This is a genomic window from Methylophaga thalassica, assembly GCF_030159795.1.
Classification (GTDB): domain Bacteria; phylum Pseudomonadota; class Gammaproteobacteria; order Nitrosococcales; family Methylophagaceae; genus Methylophaga; species Methylophaga thalassica.
On sequence record NZ_BSND01000005.1, the window covers coordinates 609790 to 627650 of the forward strand.

The window sequence follows — 17861 nt, forward strand, 5'->3', positions numbered from 1 at the left end:
TCTTTAGTGGCTTTATTGCAGGATGCGCGGTCAGAAGTGCCACATAATCAGGTAAACCATCTTGATTCGCGAAGACAAACTAATCACTCAGAGTCCCTATGCAAAAGCCAGGAGGCAAAGCATTCTGAAAAAATCAAAACACGTATTGATCATTGATGACCAATCTACAGGGCGCACAATTCTAGAACGCATTATTCAACAAATTGCTGACAATATTGTTGTTACGTCGTTAAGTAGTCCGGGAGAAGGTCTAATATGGCTTAACGATAATGAACCGGATCTCATCGTCACCGACTATCGTATGCCGAATATGAATGGTGTGGAATTTATTCAAAAAATTCGCGTCATGCCTCATTGTCAGACTGTACCTATTGTGATGATCACTGTTGTTAGTGAAAAATCTGTTCGCTACGATGCTCTTGAAGCAGGTACTACCGCATTCCTAACCCGACCAATAGATCAGATTGAATGCCGAACCACTTGCCGAAATCTACTTCAAATGCAGGAACAGCACCTGATTATTCAAGACCGTGCAGACTGGCTGGCAAGGCAAGTTGAGATTGCCACAAAGAAAGTGGTCGATCGCGAAAAAGAAACCTTATTACGATTAGCTCGTGCTGGCGAATATCGAGATGAAGGCACAGGAAATCATGTTATTCGTATGGCGAAGTATGCACGCGTGATTGCTGAGTCGCTTAATACTTTCAGTCAGAGAGAGTGTGAGGAATTAGAATATACCGCTCCCATGCATGATATTGGGAAAATTGGTATTCCTGACGGTATATTGCTTAAAGCAGGCCCGCTAAGTGAACATGAGTGGGGAATCATGCAAACCCATACGACTATTGGACATGCCATTTTATCGGACAGCCAGTCTCGCTACATGCAAACGGGCGCTATCATCGCCTTGAATCATCACGAACGTTTCGATGGAAAAGGTTATCCGAATGGCTTAAAGGGTGATGAAATTCCACTCATCGCACGTGTTGTTGCTGTAGCCGATGTATTTGATGCCCTTGTCTCTGAAAGACCATACAAAGTGGCATGGCCATTTCAAGACGCCATTGACTATATAAGAAAACAATCTGGCAGCCATTTTGATCCTGAATGTGTTGATGCGTTTATCGAAAGTCTCGATAAGATAAAAGCAATTCAGGCTGAGTATGCGGATGAACCTAATGAACGATTCAGATAACGCCAAGCCCAATCGTAAACACCGTTTTTTAGCTCGCTTAGAACACTTTCGTTCCATCCTAAATAACACCGGTGACAGTGAGCCTGAGCAAGCCATCAAAGTACGCTTAACTATTGGTCTTGGTATTCTTTTCTATTTCGCCTTGCCATGGAATGATGGTGAGCAGCTACAAGATACGTTGCTTTCTCATCCCACCTTAGTCACTTTAATTTATTATGCTGGCGCTATGGCCATTGCCATAGCGATATTGCGCCATCCTCATCCCTCTCCTTTCAGACGCTTTGCCGGTATCCTCTTAGATCTGGGCTCTTTGTCGATTCTGATGTTTTATTCAGGCGATGAGAGTGTGTTTCTGTTTATTCTCTATCTCTGGGTAATTTTGGGTAATGGCTTCCGCTATGGCACTCGATACCTTTATCTTTCACTCTGCGTGGGATTGATTGGCTTTAGTATCGCGGTGGTTTACGGTCCTTATTGGCAGGATCTCCAGCACAAACCCATTGGGTTTAGCTTACTGTTGTTATTGCTGGTCATCCCTGTCTACTCGGCATTTTTAATCAATAAGCTGCATGTCGCTATAAAAACGGCAAAACTTGCCAATGAAGCTAAAAGCCGTTTTCTAGCGAATATGTCCCATGAATTAAGGACACCTCTAAACGGTGTAATTGGCATTGCAGACTTGCTAGGTGAAACCAAGCTAAGCCCACAACAGTACGAATTCGTTAATATCATGCGTAATTCAGCGCAGACCTTATCGGGTTTAATTGAAAATGTGCTGGATATTTCAAAAATCGAAGCTGGCAAGATACATATTGCTAAAGAGAGTTTTGATTTACATTCTTTGATTAATAACATTATCGAATTACAGGCCGTAATGGGTGAGTCTAAGGACCTCCGCGTCAGTTATCATATCGACTCAAATATTGATTATCGACTGATAGGCGATCCACAACATTTACGTCAAGTTCTAATTAATCTATTGGGAAATGCCATTAAATTTACGGACTCTGGTTCGGTAAAATTACTGTTAGAAAAATTAGCGACTGATACAATAAGTCAAAAAATAACGATACGGTTCGAAGTACGTGATACTGGCATCGGCATAGCTGAAGAATATCTGGATAAGATATTTGATAACTTCACGCAAGCCAATATGTCAAACACGTCGAAATACCAGGGTACAGGGCTCGGAACCACGATCTCTAAACAGCTCGTAGAACTCATGGGAGGAGAGATAGGTGTAAAAAGTGAACTCGGCAGAGGAACAACGTTCTGGTTTGAACTGCCTTTTGACACCCACTCTGAATATGAATTGGAATTAAACGAACATAAAGTACTCGTTCTCGCTACAGAAAAAATCACTTCATCTTTATGCCAAAGCTTTGACACATGGAATTTGGAATATCAATGTGTTCAGTCTTCAGCTCAGGCAATGTCAGCCTTAATGACCGCAGCAGAAAATGAACAACCTTTTTCTACTTTAGTCATCGATAGTGATTGTATGGCTGGAATCAGCCCCGTTCAATATGCACAACTTTTAACTCAAGAAGACAGTCTTCAACATTTGTCGTTAGTGTTAGTCAATCATAATGAAGATGTGCTTCAGGACGAAGAGCTTAACCAGTTTTATCGTTCTTCAGTAAAAGATGTGTTGGATAAAAGAGCTTTATTTAATGCGCTGCATTCAGCTGAGTCTACATTCTATAACGCTGATAAGGTGGTTAAGCTCAATGAATACTATCAATCCGAAGCTAACTCCCAGACTCAATTAACTATTCTTATCGCAGAAGATAATGTTGTTAATCAGCGGGTATTATCAGGCATCTTGAGTCAAATAGGACACAAGCTTATCTTAGCCAATACCGGTGAAGAAGCGATGAGTCTTATCAGCGAGCATTACGACGAGATTGATTTAATGCTACTGGATATGAATATGCCCGGTTATTCTGGAATTGATATCATCAAAGCAACTCAATTCATGGACACATCAAGAAAAATACCGTCCATAATCCTTACCGCTGATGCCACACCTGAAGCTAGACAAAACAGCATTGACGCCGGTGCTGATATTTTTCTGACAAAACCTATCAATTCAAAAGCACTATTGTCAGAGATAGCAAGTTTCACAAAACAATCAAAACAATCAAAACAAAAGCAGTCATCGCCTCCGTTCAGTGAGAGTATTTCAACACCGGACAATGAACAATTACTCGATTACCGCCTCATCTCCGAATTAGAACAACTTGGCGGAGGTGAACAATTTATCAATAGCCTCGTCAGTGGCTTTGAGTACGATGGCCGCAAGCACATTGATATTATCAACAGTGCCGTCTTCGATGACTATTATCAATATCGTGAAAGTTTACATGCCCTTAAGGGCTCTTCCACTGAAATTGGCGCCATCAAACTTGCCGGGTTAACACGTCAGGCTGAACAGATAAAACCCGATCAAATCAACAGTCACGAGATCAAACAAATCGCCCGAGATATCAGCCAGGTATTTAATGACTCATTAGTTGCCCTCAAAAAAACCATTACCGACCATAGTTATGAAACTAAACATTAGCTGATGCTAAGACATCTGTTTTACTGGATTGACGATGGACTAGACGTTGCATCATACGCAAATCACGAGGTTGCAATTTCAATGCTGACTCAGCCCAAATTTTAGTGATCGTCAATAATTCGTCATAACTAACCGCACTACAGGCATCTTTAACCTGTCTCATAGCCCGATGGCTATTCGCATTTTTGTTCGATTTTTCAATATAACGATAAACTTCCCATTCGCCTTGTCCAGGCTCAGCGAGAATATCGACAACGCCCATCTCGTAAAGCTCTTCAGCAGAATATAACTTACCTGCCAGAATCATTTTTTCTGCTTTTGATGCGCCAATTTTTCTTGATAAAAGTGAGAATGCACCCATACCAGGGAATAAATTAAATAAGACCTCGGGAAGCCCGAGTTTGGCGCCCTTTTCAGCAATCAATACATTACTTGATAGCGCCGACTCGAAGCCCCCTCCCAGTGCATCACCTTTGACTAAAGCGATAGTGGTCAGATCGCTATCGAGATGGGACATATTGGCATATAAAACGTCAATGCAGCTCACTGCATACGCCAGCAATCCATCGGCATCTTGCTGCTCAATAAGATTTGCAAACAGCCCGAGATCACCTCCCAAATTAAAGATGCCATCAACATCTGAGGCTAGCACCAGGTAATCGTATTTTTGCCCCTGAGATAATCGCATGTCTTGTTTAACACTCGAAAAATAGCTAGCAATTTCACTCAGTAAGGTCGGTGTAAAACAAGGTCTGGGCTCTCCATGCATACGAAACCAGCCTGTACGATATTTTTTATCATAATGTGTAGATAGTTGTGAAAACTGATTTTGCTCCTGTTGTAATTGAGCGGCGTCATCCATTTTTGCCAGGGCATTCATACATCATCTCCTATACAGACTTAATTACCAAAAAAGTAAAACATGCTGGATAGTTAAGCTTTTGCAGGAACCATGCCCAAACAACAAGATAGCAATAAAATATATTTTTATATAATTATCAATAACTTAAATTAAACATAAAGCGATAACAATCGATTATGTAACTGTCAATTATCTGACTAGAAACATCACGCGCAACTCTCTTGCTAGAGTCTTATCAAATTATGCTACAGGCTCAATGGTTTGAGTATGATGAAGAATGCCATCAATAGGTTCAGGTTTTCCTAGATGATATCCCTGACCATAATCAACGCCAATGGCTTTTAACTTTTGCCAGATTTTTTCATCTTCAACAAATTCAGCAATAGTTACCAATCCCATAACATGACCAATATCATTAATCGATTTAACCATTTCATAATCAAGTGGGTCGATGTGCATATCTTTCACAAACATTCCATCAATTTTAATACTTTGTACGGGTAAATTTTTCAGATAGGCAAACGATGACAAGCCACTACCAAAGTCATCCAAAGAGAATTTGCAGCCTAACTCCAATAAGCTTTTAATGAAGTAGTGAGCTTGTTTCAAATTACCAATAGCGGCGGTTTCAGTAATTTCAAACTTAATCATTTCCCGACGAAAAGACGCTGAGGATAATTTTGTCTTGATAAAGTCCAACATATCCTCATTACTTAGGCTCGTACCTGAAAGGTTAATAGCTAAGTATTTTAAATGGGGTACGGAAGTGTAATGTTGCTCCAACCATTCAAATACATGGCTTACAACCCATTTATCAATTCGTTCAGACAAATTGTAACGCTCTGCCGAGGATAGAAATGCGCCCGGAGGGAATAATCGACCCGCTCTGTTTCTCAGTCGGACGAGTACTTCATACATGTCCAGTGAGCCTGTTGCAGTGCTAACAATAGGTTGTGCATACAACTCGAATCTATTCTCGGTCAATGCATCCTTTATCTCATTGACCCATTTAAACTCTCCCTTCTGAGTGGTTAACTGCTGATCTTGTTCCTGATAAATGTAAACGCGGTTTCTGCCAGAATTTTTGGCCGCATAGCATGCACTGTCGGCCTGTTTAAGCGCCTCAGTTCTATCTCGAGTGTGGGAGGTCACCATCGTGACACCAATACTGACACCGACAGTAAAAACTTGAGACTCCCAGATAAACTGGAATTGCGATATCAATTCTTTAATTTCATTTGCAATAAACTCGGCTTTTTCCAGCTCACAATCTTCCACAAGAATCGCAAACTCATCACCGCCAAGTCTTGCTAACGTGTCGCTTTTTCGTGTGGAATTACCGAGTAACGAGCCTAACTGCCGAAGCAGTTCATCTCCTGCAATATGACCACAGGTATCGTTAATGACTTTAAATTGGTCCAAATCAAGGAAACATAAGGCATGTTCAGTTCCTATTCGCTGAGCATCATTCACCAGCATCGACAATCGTCGCTCAAATTCAGTACGATTAATCAAACCAGTCAAATCATCATGTGTTGCTTGAAATGACAATTTCTTCGCTAGTTTTCTTGACTCGGTGATATCCTCATAAATAGCGACATAGTGACTAATCTGTTGTTTGTCATCATAAACTGCTGCGAGATAAAGCTTAACCCAGTAGAGACTGCCATCTTTCCGGCGGTTTTCGATTTCTCCTGACCATTGCCCATCAGAAGCAACCTGATGCCAAATTTCGTCAAAAAATGCTGAAACCATTTTGTTCGATTTGTAGCTCTCGAGTCTCTGGCCAATCATATCGGTGGCAGAATAACCTGATACCTGTTCGCATTTTTTGTTGACATACTCAATCGTACCTTTTGCATCCATAATCAGAATAGAATTTGGACTTGACTCTACGGCCCGAGATAACTTGAGCATGTGCGCCTGGCTGGCTTGTAATTTTTCATTACTCAGTTGTAACGCTTTGGTTCGCTCTTCAATAAGCTCTTCGCGTTTTATCATTTCATCATTAAGTTGATCTACTAAATACTGATTTTTCTCTTGCAGGTTCAAGCTTCTGATCAGATTGTGGTTCGCCCGCTTCGCCATAGAAAACATCAAGGCATAAAAAGCAATAAAACCAAACATTAGGATGTAAACCAATTTATCCGCTGACGTAGTCTCGATCTGATAAATTGACATACTGGTAAGTAATACTAATTGGGGAAGGGTGTACGCCAGAAAAGTAGCGAAATAAGCACTTAGGTACAGGCACAGCAGCAGCTATCACAGTGCTGATTAGAATATAGAATAAGGTATTGATTTGAACATCGTCGATAATGACATAAAAAATACTTGCCAACCCCCAAACGATCCCAACACACCCCGTCAGAAAGGTATAGAGAATAATCCATTTTTTTGGCGTAAAACCAAAAATATCATTATGTTTTTTATATAGAAACAGAACTATCAGCCGTATTGAAGACAATAGGCAAATAGTAAGACTCCAGCTAAATAATAGTATTGAGTGGGACTGGACATGATCAAAAAACACGATAAAAACCAGTATGGAGACGCCCATTACTGTGAGATTAGAAAACAACACTTCGTCGTATAAGCGATCAGCTTGTTTTCTTAGTATAACTTGATCATCCATATCTAGCTTATCTATCCGTAACGTTATGAATACATGAGAATATCATTGATTAGAATCTCATTACTAACCCCATGTCACCGGAATAAACTAAGCAGCAGAAGTTTTTGCTAAATTCGCCATCACTAAACGGAACTCACCCTCATCATAATTCATCATTAATAACGTCAAATAGCATTCCTTAAGCTTAAATCATCTGGATAAGGCTGCAAGTATGCCTGTTTGTTTATGTATGGATCTGGATGATTGTTAAAATGATGCCGTAACAGTGTCACAGGCACTATCAAAGGAATTTGCGCAGTTCTGTATTGTTCAATTATCGTCGCCAGCTCTTGTTTTTCAGAGCTCGAAATTTTTTTCTTCAAGTACCCCTGTAAATGCATCAATACATTTGTGTGGGTTTTTCTTGATGCTAATGTTTTCAGTGTCGTCATTAACTCTGCAAAATAACGCTGACCCAATGCATCTGGTTCATGATTACCCGCATCCGCTAACATACGCCCCAACTCGGCATACTTCGATGGAGAATGTGCCATCAAGGTATATTTGTAACGGACATGGAAATCTAAAATGGCTTTTACCGTTAAGCCCTGCTTTTTGAGCTGAAGCCAGTTCGCATAAGCAAAAACACGTGTTACAAAGTTCTCTCTTAGTAAAGGCTCACATAATCGCCCTGACTCTTCCACCGGTAATAAAGGATGTAAATTGGTAAACGCTTTGGCATACAAGCCTCGTCCAGGAGTAGCTGAAGGATAACCATTTTCCTGATAAACCTTTACCCTGAACAAACCACAGCTCGGTGAATTTTTCATAAAGATATATCCACACAAGTCTTGATGTTCTGCTGCTTTTTTTTCTCCAAAAGCCGTCAGTGCATGACTGTAATTTAACGCCTCATCATGAACGGCAACCGCATCCGGGCTCTCAGGGTTACCCACCAAACGTATTGGTTTGCGTGGAATAGTCATGCCTACTCCCACCTCTGGACACTCAGGTACAAAATCAAAATAACGCGATAAACTCTCTGTAGCCAGACGCAAATGTTTATGCGTACCGTCATAACGTACTTCATGACCTAGCAAACAACTACTGATGCCGACTTTAATTTTCATCTCTTCACGTCCATCTCATCTTGTGTAAATTATATTAGCATTGAGATTACTAAAAAATGTGAAGGTCTGGCGAAGATTATTAAGGACATCAATATGCATTATCTAATTACTGGTGGTACAGGACTCATTGGCTCATCACTCTGCCAGCATCTCTTAACATCGGGTAATGATGTCACTGTTCTAAGCCGAGACAGACAAAAAGTCTACAACCTCTTTAGTGACAAGGTAAAAGCCGTAGAATCTCTTGATGAAATCGATCAGAAACATGCTGTAGATATTGTCATTAATCTTGCCGGTGAACCTATTGCGAATAAGAGATGGAGTGAAAAACAAAAAACAATTTTGGAAAAAAGCCGAATCGACTTGACCAGAAATTTAGTCAACTGGATAAAAAGTCTTCAGCAAAAGCCACATACATTAATCAACGGCTCAGCCGTTGGCTGGTATGGCGATCAGGGTGCTCAACCGTTGACTGAGGATAGCGCTTACAAAAGTGACTATGCTCACGAACTTTGTGAGAAGTGGGAGCAAGCCGCATTAGCCGCTCCGGATGATATCAGAGTTTGTATCATTCGCACCGGACTCGTTCTGAGCATGGAAGGTGGTGTTCTTCAACGTATGCTATTACCCTTTAAGCTCGGGTTTGGCTGCACGCTCGGAGATGGACATCAGTTTATGCCATGGATTCATATTACAGACATCGTTCAACTTATTATTTATATCAGCCAGAATCCTTCAGCAACGGGGGTATTCAATGCTACAGCTCCTCATCCGGTCACAAATAAAACGTTTACTCACACTCTGGCCGAGCAGCTAAAACGCCCCACATTCCTAAAAGCACCCGGATCGATTTTAAAATTGGCATTAGGTGAAATGTCTCAACTTTTATTAGGGGGACAAAGAGCGTATCCGGAAAAAGCCAAGGAAATTGGTTATCAATTCCAATATACTGAGCTAGATAATGCTCTCTACAATCTTTTGAATAAACCGTAAACTAATCCTATGACAAAACGTGCCATCTTATTAGCTAACCTTGGTTCTCCTGACGCACCTTCGACAACAGCCGTACGCCGATATCTTAATCAGTTTTTAATGGATCCATATGTGATTCAACTGCCCTGGATACTACGCAGGATGATTGTCAGCCTGTTTGTCTTGCCCACTCGGCCAAAGGCATCAGCAGAAGCCTATCAAAGTGTATGGATGCCTGAAGGTTCTCCGCTAATCGTTTTATCAGAAAAGTTGAAAAATGCACTTCAGGCTAGACTAACAATGCCTGTAGAAATGGCAATGCGTTATGGGAATCCTAGTATTGAACAGCAGCTATTAAAAATTACCGCAGATAAATCGATAGAAGAAGTACTCTATATCCCACTTTACCCGCATTACGCAGACAGCACGGTGACCACATCTATAGAGGAAGCTAAGCGTGTTATCAAAAAACATGGATTAGATATTACGCTGACGATCATCCCTCCCTTTTACGATCACCCTCAATACATAGAAGCTTTAGTGACCAGTGCTCAGCCTTATCTCGAACAACCTTATGACCACGTGGTATTTAGTTATCATGGGCTGCCCGAGTCACATATCACTAAATTGGATAGTTCGGGTTCACACTGTCTAAAACAGAATAATTGCTGCCAGGGGAGTCATCCCGCTCATAAAACCTGCTATCGACATCAGGTTATGAGAACCACTGAATGTTTCGCCATGCAAGCCGGTTTAGAAAAACAGCGTTATTCCGTCGCATTCCAGTCTAGATTAGGCCGGGCAAAATGGTTAGGACCAAATACAGAAGACACCTTGCGAGATTTAGCTCAACAAGGTGCAAAACATGTCATGGTTTTATGTCCGGCATTTGTCACCGATTGTCTCGAAACATTAGAAGAAATTGCCATTCGTGGCGAAGAAGTCTTTAAAGAAGCCGGCGGCGAGAAATTGACGCTCATTCCATGTATGAATGATGATCCGGCATGGGTAAATGTGCTAGCAGATTGGTGTCAAAATTAGACGCGACCAATTAAAGGTTGTCTGACAACTTGGCTGGTATATTCACCACCGGGTCCGTAAGCGCCAGTTTCGGGATCGCGTCCACGGAGAATAGATAAAGCCCTGACCAAATATTGCCGGTTTACATTGATAATGCCACCGTTTATTTGATTAAACTCCCGGCAAGTTTTTGCCACTTCACGAAGCCGTGATACCTGCATAGACATACGAGTTGCGTCGGCTTCTTCCTGGTTTGCAATAAAGGCCTCTAAACCAGACTTTCCTGCTGGGAAACCGACAGCAGACAATAACTGCTCACGCTGTCGGGCAAGTTGCTCCAGCTTTAACAGGTACGGCTGTTTGAGTTTGGTTATTTCAGAGACTTTATCAACATCTGAAATTTTTAACGCATCGCGTTCCTGCTTTAACAGGCTTGCAAGTGCAGTACTATTGCTGATTTCAGATTGTAAAATCGTACTCAGCTGCTGCATGGCATTCATTGACATGAGGATGTCCTTTCTACAGGTTACCCTCAAAATCAATCATTTTTCGTGCCAACTGTTGACTGTCCACCTGATAAGTGCCGTTATCAATTGCCGCTTTAATACTATCGACTTTAGTCTGATTCACAGTAGGGACATCAGCTAAGCTTTTTTCTACCTGCGACAGTGTATCGCTTAAACTCACTTTATCACTTTCCGTGTTTGGGCTTGATGTTGTCACTGACGGTGATTTTTCTGCCGTCTCATTGCGTTCACCTACATTTCGTGACGGGTTATATTCCGTCTGAGATGGTGGTTTAATACTATTAATATCAGACATATAAGCTGTCTCCGTTTATCTTATGTTTGTTGTATCGGCAGCAAAGAAAGAAAGTTGAGAATTTTTTACATTGTCACCTGAACAATGCCTGGCGCCTGTACGACACCTTCTACCACCCGGTTTGAAGAATTATTTTTTACTTTAATTTTATCACCTAAAACGGCATCTTCCATCGCCATGCCATTCATCCTCACTTCCATAGATCCTGCTTGAGCAACAAGTATGACTTGTTCACCTCGCTGAACGACTTTCTGTTGCTTGAGACTACGTGGAGTCAGCGCTGTTCCCATAGCAACGGGATACTTTAACTGTTGACCTAATACCTTGTTAGTTGAAAGTAAAAAACCTTGCCGTAAGTCACTAATATCCTGCATAACAATTTTAACATCGGATGCTTTCAAAGTCTGATTTGCTGACAACGCTTTAGCTGCCACAACGACAGGGCGCATGACTTTGACTTGAACAGCTACGTATACAGTCCACTCTATTGGCGCAAGACAGCGGATGCCGATAGTTCTTTTTCCAACTGTATTAGCATTGGATGTAGAAAAAGCTTCTAAATCACCAGAACAGGCTTGCAGTCGTAAGCGTTTATCCATAGCATCAACAATCACTTGAGGATTGTCGTAATAGGCTTGTGCATCGTTCATGGCAAAAACGTAAGCAGTTTGCTCAATTCCGGCTAAAGCTTGTAAAGATTCGGCATTTACAGAAGGCGTCAAAAAAACGACACTTAGAAAGCATAAAAAAAATCTACGAATCATGCGAGTTTACCTAATATGTGAGGTTAAAAAACTTCTTGATTTCAATGCTGCAAGTTATATGCCTAGACTCAATCGCAAAAACTCAAGACTTGTTAAGCATTGCCGATAGCATCATTAAGTATAGAGGAGTCAACATGAGCAGCATTATTGATGGTGTAGACCAACGTACCAACCTTGCCGGTACGAATCGTCTGGAGTTATTGTTATTTCGTCTAGGCACCGCTCAGCTTTACGGCATTAACGTTTTTAAAGTTCGTGAAGCGATTGCTTGTCCGGCCTTAACCAAGCTTCCACAATCTCATCCTAATATTAAAGGTATGGCCTCTATACGTGGACAAACAGTCAGCATTGTTGATTTATCACAAAGCATCGGACGTCGACCTATACAAGATATGGCAGAGAGTTTTGTCATCCTCGCCGAATATAACCGTTCTGTTCAAGGATTTTTAGTCACCTCTGTTGAACGTATTATTAATATCAGTTGGTCTGATGTATTACCGCCACCAGCAGCATCAGGTGCCAGCAGTTATCTGACTGCTATTACCAAATTTGAAGACAAGTTAGTCCAGATTATTGATGTTGAGCAAGTTTTAGCCGAGGTGATGGGTATTCAGGCTGACGTATCTTCTGAGTTAGTCAATAATTATTCTGAACATAACCAAGAGATACGACAACATATTCTGGTGGTTGATGACTCCAGTGTGGCCAGAAATCAGATTAAACGCACGCTTGAGCAAATTGGCTTAGAAATTACCTTAGCTAAAAATGGTAAGGAAGCTCTGGATATGCTCAAGGCGTGGAAAGCAAATGGTGAAGATATCTATGAAAAAATCGCCTTAATGATATCCGATATCGAAATGCCAGAGATGGATGGTTATACACTGACATCTGAAGTTAGAAATGACCCGGCAATGAAGAGTTTGCCAATCCTATTACATACCTCAATGAGCGGCACATTTAATCAGGCACTGGTTTCAAAAGTCGGTGCAGATAAATTTATCCCTAAATTTTCTGCTGATGAACTAGCGGCAGCAGTACAGTCAATGCTGAAATAAAAAAAGGCTCTTTTCAGAGCCTTTTTTATGCCTAGCGGAGTGGTCCAAAACCATTTAAATCAGCCGGCATTGGGATAACATTATTTTTTTCTGTAACAATATCCGCTTTCGCTCTCATCAGATTAGTCCCTGTAAAACCACTGACACGATATACCCAGTCAGACAGTTTTTTATTTAAGGCTTCAGCTTCAGTTTTGACTTGTTCTTCTGATTTCAGTACATCAAGCGCTTTAATATCATCAGATGCTTCGCTGATCAGTTCCGGCTGATAATCCGCAGATAACGTTGTGTAGTAGAAACCATCAATAAATGACGTTTTGGTGGTTATCACCAAACCGTCAAATGTAATAAATCGCGCAATAACCACGTCCGCGTCGCCCCGATTAAAATCTTTTTTCGGTAACACGTCTTCCATACGCAACTGATGTAATGATCCCGCTATGTCGTACCCCAACTGAGGATATTTAAATACGGTTTTTTCACCCGACTCAGGTGTGCCAAATTTGTCTTTTTTGCCTAAATTTACCAGCGTAGCAATATCACCATTAGGCTGAATAATTTCCACCCGAGCAATACGTTCACGCGCTAAATCAATCACCTGACTATCAATCCAGTTCAACATCACAGGGCTAATCAGCAAGTAGCCTTCGGCTAACCAGCTTTGCTCGTCACCTACACGCCTGACATAAAACTGTTTAGGGCCGGCACTGGCGACAGTCACGTCACGTTGCTTACCTAATAGTAAGCCTGCAATGTCATTATCTCCATGCTTTAACAACACTTTGATCGAATCACCATCAGGCGTTTCAGGCTTAGCGCCATCCACGCCCAGCACAGCATATTGCTCTGGATTAGAGGTCTTTTTCTCCATCAGCTTTGCTTCTGATAGATCAATCAACATACGCTTCACTTCATCAAAGTTTGCTGGATAGTTGTAGTGATCAGGAATAAACCAGTCTTCCCCTTCTCGATGCAGTGAAAACTGATCTTCACCACTGCTGAATTGAATATTATCTACCTGACTCAATTCACTGAATAAATCAGGAAACAACAATCCATAATCATCATCATTATCATCAGTTCGATAAATGGTTACTAACATCAGCAATACCATCACGACTGTAATAATGAAAAGAATAGTCAAACTGTTGAATTTTTTTGTCATGTTATAAACCTATTATCGAGTCGACTAAAACAGCATCGTTATTGCTGGCTACGTGCTTTATTGCGTTTCCGGATACGCATCCAGCCAGTGAAAACCGCTAATAATCCGACTAATATCGGTACCAAACCTATATTGAAAAACTTCAACTGTGCATCAAGTTTATCAATATCTTTACGCAAGTTAGCCTGTACATCACGAAGTTGTTGTTGAGTCTTATTGGCGGTCAGACGGAATTCAGCAATTTCCTTTTGTTGCTCAGGAGATAATATTTGTTGTCCTGAACCACTACGCTGGACTTGCATACGGGCGATACGTTGCTGCGTTTCTTTCAGCTTGTTCTGTAATTCACGCTCTTTGGTACGGAAGCGTTTTTCGGCATCACGTTGCAGCTCAATTACCTTGTAAAAAGGTCTGGAAAAACCTGCTCGGGAACGGATACTGATTAACCCTTCACTGCCTGTCATATCCTCAATAGCATTAATCAGAAAATCAATGTTATTTGATGTATTAAAGGCTAATTGCTTGCCATAAAAGTCCTGAGTTTCGACCCAAAAACGATCATCCAGCATATCGACATCAGCAATGGCGATAACATCAATATCACTCTTAGCTTTATCTAAATGGCCTGGCATTTTTTTCAACTCACCAGACACCGTTTTCGCGCCATCTGGGAACGCTGTTTTTACCTCGCCTTGGGCGCGAATAGCCATTGGATAACTAATTGTCCCCGGTTGATATTTCGTCAACAGGGCAACAGGATCATTACGGAATTGAACCACCCGCTTATCCACCAGCATCGCTTCGTTGCTTGATGAGAATAAAGGCGTAATTTTTGTGGTATGACCATCCAGAATCTCAAAACGCCCTGGAGTGGCAACATTCAATTGACGTAAAGCTGAGGTGATACGCTCATCTTTATTAAAGTTGCCTTTGGTCAACTTCTGCCAGAGTACATAATCGATGGGCTGATAATCTGTCTTAGCACCAAAATCCACTTTCGTTGCGGTTTTACGATCTGCTACGACATCAGTATTGGAACGCTTAAAGCCCCATGCCTCAAATAATTCATCCATATTTGAGCTGCGAGGCGCCAACATGGCACTCATTGGATTGTCCGGATCCTTTTTCGGCTTATCGACTTCTGCGTAAGGGTCAACAAAGGTAATCAACTTACCACCAGCCAACACGTACTGATCGATCGCATAGAGCGTACTTTCAGACAGCTCTTTGGGATGAATCACCACTAATGCATCCATACTTGAGGGAATGCGGCGAACGTCGGTAGGTAGCATAGAGACATTAAACATCTGACGTAACTCAGCCATCATGGCCCAAGGTTTGGCACCATCAGCAGAGGCGACTTCACCTTTTAAAGGATCGTACTGCTCACCATCAACTTCCAGAGAGCTAATCACCCCCACCGTTTTTCTGTTGTTGTTAGACAGTTTGTATATCAATTTTGTCAGATCATATTCCAGCGTATCTTCTTTTTCTGGCTGAAAGAAAGGAATCGTTTCAACACCATCTACTTCATTGGTACCTGCCAAACCAAAATATAATGGATCTGATTCGCCATCAATCGGCACAGACTGCAAACCATATTGATCAGCACGCTGTTCATCGGATGAAAAAGGTTCAGGGTTCATTACAAACAAACGAATCTTGCCATTCGAAGCTCGTTGATATTCAAGCAATAGTTCCTGAACACGTTGTGCATAGGATTTCAAACTAGGCAACGCCTGAGCTGCTTTTTCTGTGTAATAAAAACGCAGACTAATCGGCTCTTTCATCGATTTGAGAATGTTAACCGTGCCATCGGATAAGGTGTAAAGATTATCCTCAGTCAAATCAACACGTGCTGATTTGAAGTTGCCATTGACCACAATATTGAATGATACAAACAGAATGATGGCCAGAATCAGACCTGTTGCAGATAATAGTTGTTTATTCATCGTCGCAATTCTCTCCTAGTCAGCCTTACGAGCATTGACGATAAGGGCGTTAGCAAACAGCCAGATAACGATTAATGAAATGAAATACATCATATCTCGCATATCAATTACGCCTTTGCTGATAGCGTCAAAATGGGTCAAGAAACTAAACGAGCTCACTGTTTCCACTAATGTCTTAGGTGCCCAGCCGCTGAAAAAGTCAATGACGATACCATAGCCGCTCAGTACAAATACCAAGCTAATAATCAGGCTAATCACAAAGGCAATCACCTGATTTTTGGTAATCGCTGAGATACATGAGCCAATGGCCAGAAAACCGCCCGCCATTAATAAACTGCCTAAGAAACTCGCCACAATGACACCATTATCAGGATTACCCAGATAATTCACGGTAATCCACAATGGAAAATTCAAAAACAACGCTAAGCCAGTAAACGCCCAGGCCGCGAGGAATTTACCAATAACGGCTTCAAAAACAGAAACAGGTAAGGTCATCAATAACTCAATTGAGCCACTCTTACGTTCTTCGGCCCATAAACGCATTGATATGGCCGGAATCAACAAGATGTACAACCATGGATGCATGGAGAAGAAAGGATAAAGGTCGGCTTCACCGCGTTCGAAAAAGTTACCAACATAGAATGTTGAAAAGCCAGTTAACAACAAGAAAATGATAATGAAAACATAAGCCACCGGTGTAGCAAAATAGCCATTAAACTCACGTTTCATAATGAACCAGATATTACGCATATTCATCAGTTTTTGGCTCCCGTACTAGGCATGGTAATACTACGGAAAACTTCATCCAGGCGACCTGCTTCCGCATGCAAGGCATCAATGCTCCAGCCATTCTCACGAATTTTCTCTGATAAGTCCGCGGTAATTTGCTGTCCATCTTTTGGATAGACTCTGAAGCCAGCCCCTTCCACAGGTTCAACTTGAGCAACAAACGGCAATGAGTTCAAGAAGGTCTCGAATGCCTTTTGTTCGACATTAGCGACATTGACCACAACGGCATGGTAATAACGTGATTTTGATTCCAGTTGTTGAGGTGTGCCGTCAAACTTCACTTTACCGTTAGCAATAACAACGTTACGCGTACACAGAGCGTGTACTTCTTCGAGAATATGGGTAGAGATGATAATGGCTTTATCTTCCGCCATTTCGTTAATTAATGTTCTGACTTCGTGTTTTTGATTCGGATCGAGACCATCTGTAGGTTCATCAAGAATTAACACGGGCGGATTATGCAAAATAGACTGAGCCAGACCAACACGACGCTTGTACCCTTTCGACAGGGTTTCAATCGGTTGATACATGACATTGGTAATTCTTGCCCGCTCAGCTGCACTGTCGACAGCACGACGTCTGTCAGCCCCTTTAATTCCTCGAATTTCAGCAATAAACTTCAGGAAACTATCCGGCGTCATATCCGCGTAAGCCGGTGCCCCCTCAGGAAGATATCCTAAATGTGCTTTCACCGAAATAGGGTCTGTCAGCACGTCATAACCACAAACTCTTACTGTACCTCTTGTCGGTGTCAAAAACCCGGTAATCATTTTCATCGTCGTTGATTTGCCGGCACCATTTGGGCCTAAAAACCCTAGCACTTCGCCTTTACTGACAGAAAATGACACACCATCAACGGCTTTGATCGCACCAAAATATTTGGCCAGATCATCGATCTCAATTCTCAATGTCATAACAAAAGCGTCCCCCGCTTCCTAATCATTTTTGCAAACCT

Annotated in this window: 15 protein-coding genes; 5 read left to right on the top strand and 10 right to left on the bottom strand. The window is 41.6% G+C overall.

Annotated elements, in window-relative coordinates; genetic code table 11:
• The first annotated feature begins 61 nt into the window (after positions 1-61).
• Positions 62-1195: an HD domain-containing phosphohydrolase gene (locus QQL60_RS10055; protein WP_007146874.1), complete on the top strand. Its 1134-nt coding sequence runs from the start codon at positions 62-64 to the stop codon at positions 1193-1195.
• Positions 1179-3761: an ATP-binding protein gene (locus QQL60_RS10060; RefSeq protein WP_284723231.1), complete on the top strand. Its 2583-nt coding sequence runs from the start codon at positions 1179-1181 to the stop codon at positions 3759-3761. Before QQL60_RS10055 ends, QQL60_RS10060 begins: the two co-directional genes overlap by 17 nt.
• Here the strand turns inward: QQL60_RS10060 and QQL60_RS10065 are convergent.
• The 3 genes from QQL60_RS10065 to QQL60_RS10075 form a co-directional block, all read right to left on the bottom strand.
• Positions 3751-4641, bottom strand: a complete 891-nt coding sequence (locus QQL60_RS10065) for a crotonase/enoyl-CoA hydratase family protein (RefSeq protein ID WP_007146876.1) — start codon at positions 4639-4641, stop codon at positions 3751-3753. The two genes, QQL60_RS10060 and QQL60_RS10065, sit on opposite strands and share 11 nt — an antisense overlap.
• 222 nt (positions 4642-4863) lie before the next feature.
• Positions 4864-6750 (bottom strand): EAL domain-containing protein, encoded by a 1887-nt coding sequence (locus tag QQL60_RS10070; RefSeq protein ID WP_284723232.1) that lies wholly within the window; start codon positions 6748-6750, stop codon positions 4864-4866.
• 672 nt (positions 6751-7422) lie between these two features.
• Positions 7423-8367 carry a DUF523 and DUF1722 domain-containing protein gene (locus QQL60_RS10075; protein ID WP_284723233.1) on the bottom strand — a complete coding sequence of 315 codons (945 nt, stop codon included), beginning with the start codon at positions 8365-8367 and terminating at the stop codon, positions 7423-7425.
• Positions 8368-8460: 93 nt separating this feature from the next.
• Here QQL60_RS10075 and QQL60_RS10080 point away from each other — a divergent pair, with 93 nt between their 5' ends.
• Together QQL60_RS10080 and hemH are read left to right on the top strand one after the other, a co-directional pair.
• A complete protein-coding gene (locus QQL60_RS10080) occupies positions 8461-9360 on the top strand; it encodes a TIGR01777 family oxidoreductase (protein WP_284723234.1) in 900 nt (299 codons plus the stop codon).
• Between the two features lie 9 nt (positions 9361-9369).
• Positions 9370-10380 (top strand): ferrochelatase, encoded by a 1011-nt coding sequence (gene hemH / locus QQL60_RS10085; protein ID WP_284723235.1) that lies wholly within the window; start codon positions 9370-9372, stop codon positions 10378-10380.
• Here the strand turns inward: hemH and QQL60_RS10090 are convergent.
• From QQL60_RS10090 to flgA, 3 genes are all read right to left on the bottom strand, one after another.
• On the bottom strand, positions 10377-10865 hold the full coding sequence (locus QQL60_RS10090) for a flagella synthesis protein FlgN (RefSeq protein WP_007146881.1): 489 nt from the start codon (positions 10863-10865) through the stop codon (positions 10377-10379). The two genes, hemH and QQL60_RS10090, sit on opposite strands and share 4 nt — an antisense overlap.
• A gap of 13 nt (positions 10866-10878) precedes the next feature.
• Positions 10879-11181: a flagellar biosynthesis anti-sigma factor FlgM gene (gene flgM / locus QQL60_RS10095; RefSeq protein WP_007146882.1), complete on the bottom strand. Its 303-nt coding sequence runs from the start codon at positions 11179-11181 to the stop codon at positions 10879-10881.
• A gap of 65 nt (positions 11182-11246) precedes the next feature.
• Entirely contained in the window at positions 11247-11945 is a 699-nt protein-coding gene (gene flgA / locus QQL60_RS10100) for a flagellar basal body P-ring formation chaperone FlgA (RefSeq protein WP_284723236.1), read from the bottom strand.
• A 134-nt stretch (positions 11946-12079) separates the two neighbouring features.
• On the opposite strand from flgA, the gene QQL60_RS10105 reads away from it, so the two are divergent.
• Positions 12080-13000 (top strand): chemotaxis protein CheV, encoded by a 921-nt coding sequence (locus tag QQL60_RS10105; protein WP_007146884.1) that lies wholly within the window; start codon positions 12080-12082, stop codon positions 12998-13000.
• A 31-nt stretch (positions 13001-13031) separates the two neighbouring features.
• Here the strand turns inward: QQL60_RS10105 and QQL60_RS10110 are convergent, their stop codons facing one another.
• The 4 genes from QQL60_RS10110 to QQL60_RS10125 are packed head-to-tail and all read right to left on the bottom strand — an operon-like array spanning position 13032 to position 17820.
• On the bottom strand, positions 13032-14165 hold the full coding sequence (locus QQL60_RS10110) for a DUF4340 domain-containing protein (RefSeq protein ID WP_273178755.1): 1134 nt from the start codon (positions 14163-14165) through the stop codon (positions 13032-13034).
• 38 nt (positions 14166-14203) lie between these two features.
• Positions 14204-16117: a Gldg family protein gene (locus tag QQL60_RS10115; protein ID WP_007146886.1), complete on the bottom strand. Its 1914-nt coding sequence runs from the start codon at positions 16115-16117 to the stop codon at positions 14204-14206.
• Positions 16118-16132: 15 nt separating this feature from the next.
• Entirely contained in the window at positions 16133-16873 is a 741-nt protein-coding gene (locus QQL60_RS10120) for an ABC transporter permease subunit (RefSeq protein WP_007146887.1), read from the bottom strand.
• Positions 16873-17820 carry an ABC transporter ATP-binding protein gene (locus tag QQL60_RS10125; protein ID WP_007146888.1) on the bottom strand — a complete coding sequence of 316 codons (948 nt, stop codon included), beginning with the start codon at positions 17818-17820 and terminating at the stop codon, positions 16873-16875. The genes QQL60_RS10120 and QQL60_RS10125 overlap by 1 nt, the downstream gene beginning before the upstream one ends.
• Positions 17821-17861 lie beyond the last annotated feature (41 nt).

What these genes read in the sequence shown, in the direction of transcription:
- flgM (WP_007146882.1), bottom strand. Translation starts at nt 11,181, where the DNA reads ATGTCTGATATTAATAGTATTAAACCACCATCTCAGACGGAATATAAC.
- QQL60_RS10090 (WP_007146881.1), bottom strand. Translation starts at nt 10,865, where the DNA reads ATGTCAATGAATGCCATGCAGCAGCTGAGTACGATTTTACAATCTGAA.
- QQL60_RS10120 (WP_007146887.1), bottom strand. Translation starts at nt 16,873, where the DNA reads ATGAATATGCGTAATATCTGGTTCATTATGAAACGTGAGTTTAATGGC.
- QQL60_RS10080 (WP_284723234.1), top strand. Translation starts at nt 8,461, where the DNA reads ATGCATTATCTAATTACTGGTGGTACAGGACTCATTGGCTCATCACTC.
- QQL60_RS10125 (WP_007146888.1), bottom strand. Translation starts at nt 17,820, where the DNA reads ATGACATTGAGAATTGAGATCGATGATCTGGCCAAATATTTTGGTGCG.
- flgA (WP_284723236.1), bottom strand. Translation starts at nt 11,945, where the DNA reads ATGATTCGTAGATTTTTTTTATGCTTTCTAAGTGTCGTTTTTTTGACG.
- QQL60_RS10110 (WP_273178755.1), bottom strand. Translation starts at nt 14,165, where the DNA reads ATGACAAAAAAATTCAACAGTTTGACTATTCTTTTCATTATTACAGTC.
- QQL60_RS10115 (WP_007146886.1), bottom strand. Translation starts at nt 16,117, where the DNA reads ATGAATAAACAACTATTATCTGCAACAGGTCTGATTCTGGCCATCATT.
- hemH (WP_284723235.1), top strand. Translation starts at nt 9,370, where the DNA reads ATGACAAAACGTGCCATCTTATTAGCTAACCTTGGTTCTCCTGACGCA.
- QQL60_RS10070 (WP_284723232.1), bottom strand. Translation starts at nt 6,750, where the DNA reads ATGTTTGGTTTTATTGCTTTTTATGCCTTGATGTTTTCTATGGCGAAG.
- QQL60_RS10105 (WP_007146884.1), top strand. Translation starts at nt 12,080, where the DNA reads ATGAGCAGCATTATTGATGGTGTAGACCAACGTACCAACCTTGCCGGT.
- QQL60_RS10075 (WP_284723233.1), bottom strand. Translation starts at nt 8,367, where the DNA reads ATGAAAATTAAAGTCGGCATCAGTAGTTGTTTGCTAGGTCATGAAGTA.
- QQL60_RS10065 (WP_007146876.1), bottom strand. Translation starts at nt 4,641, where the DNA reads ATGAATGCCCTGGCAAAAATGGATGACGCCGCTCAATTACAACAGGAG.
- QQL60_RS10060 (WP_284723231.1), top strand. Translation starts at nt 1,179, where the DNA reads ATGAACGATTCAGATAACGCCAAGCCCAATCGTAAACACCGTTTTTTA.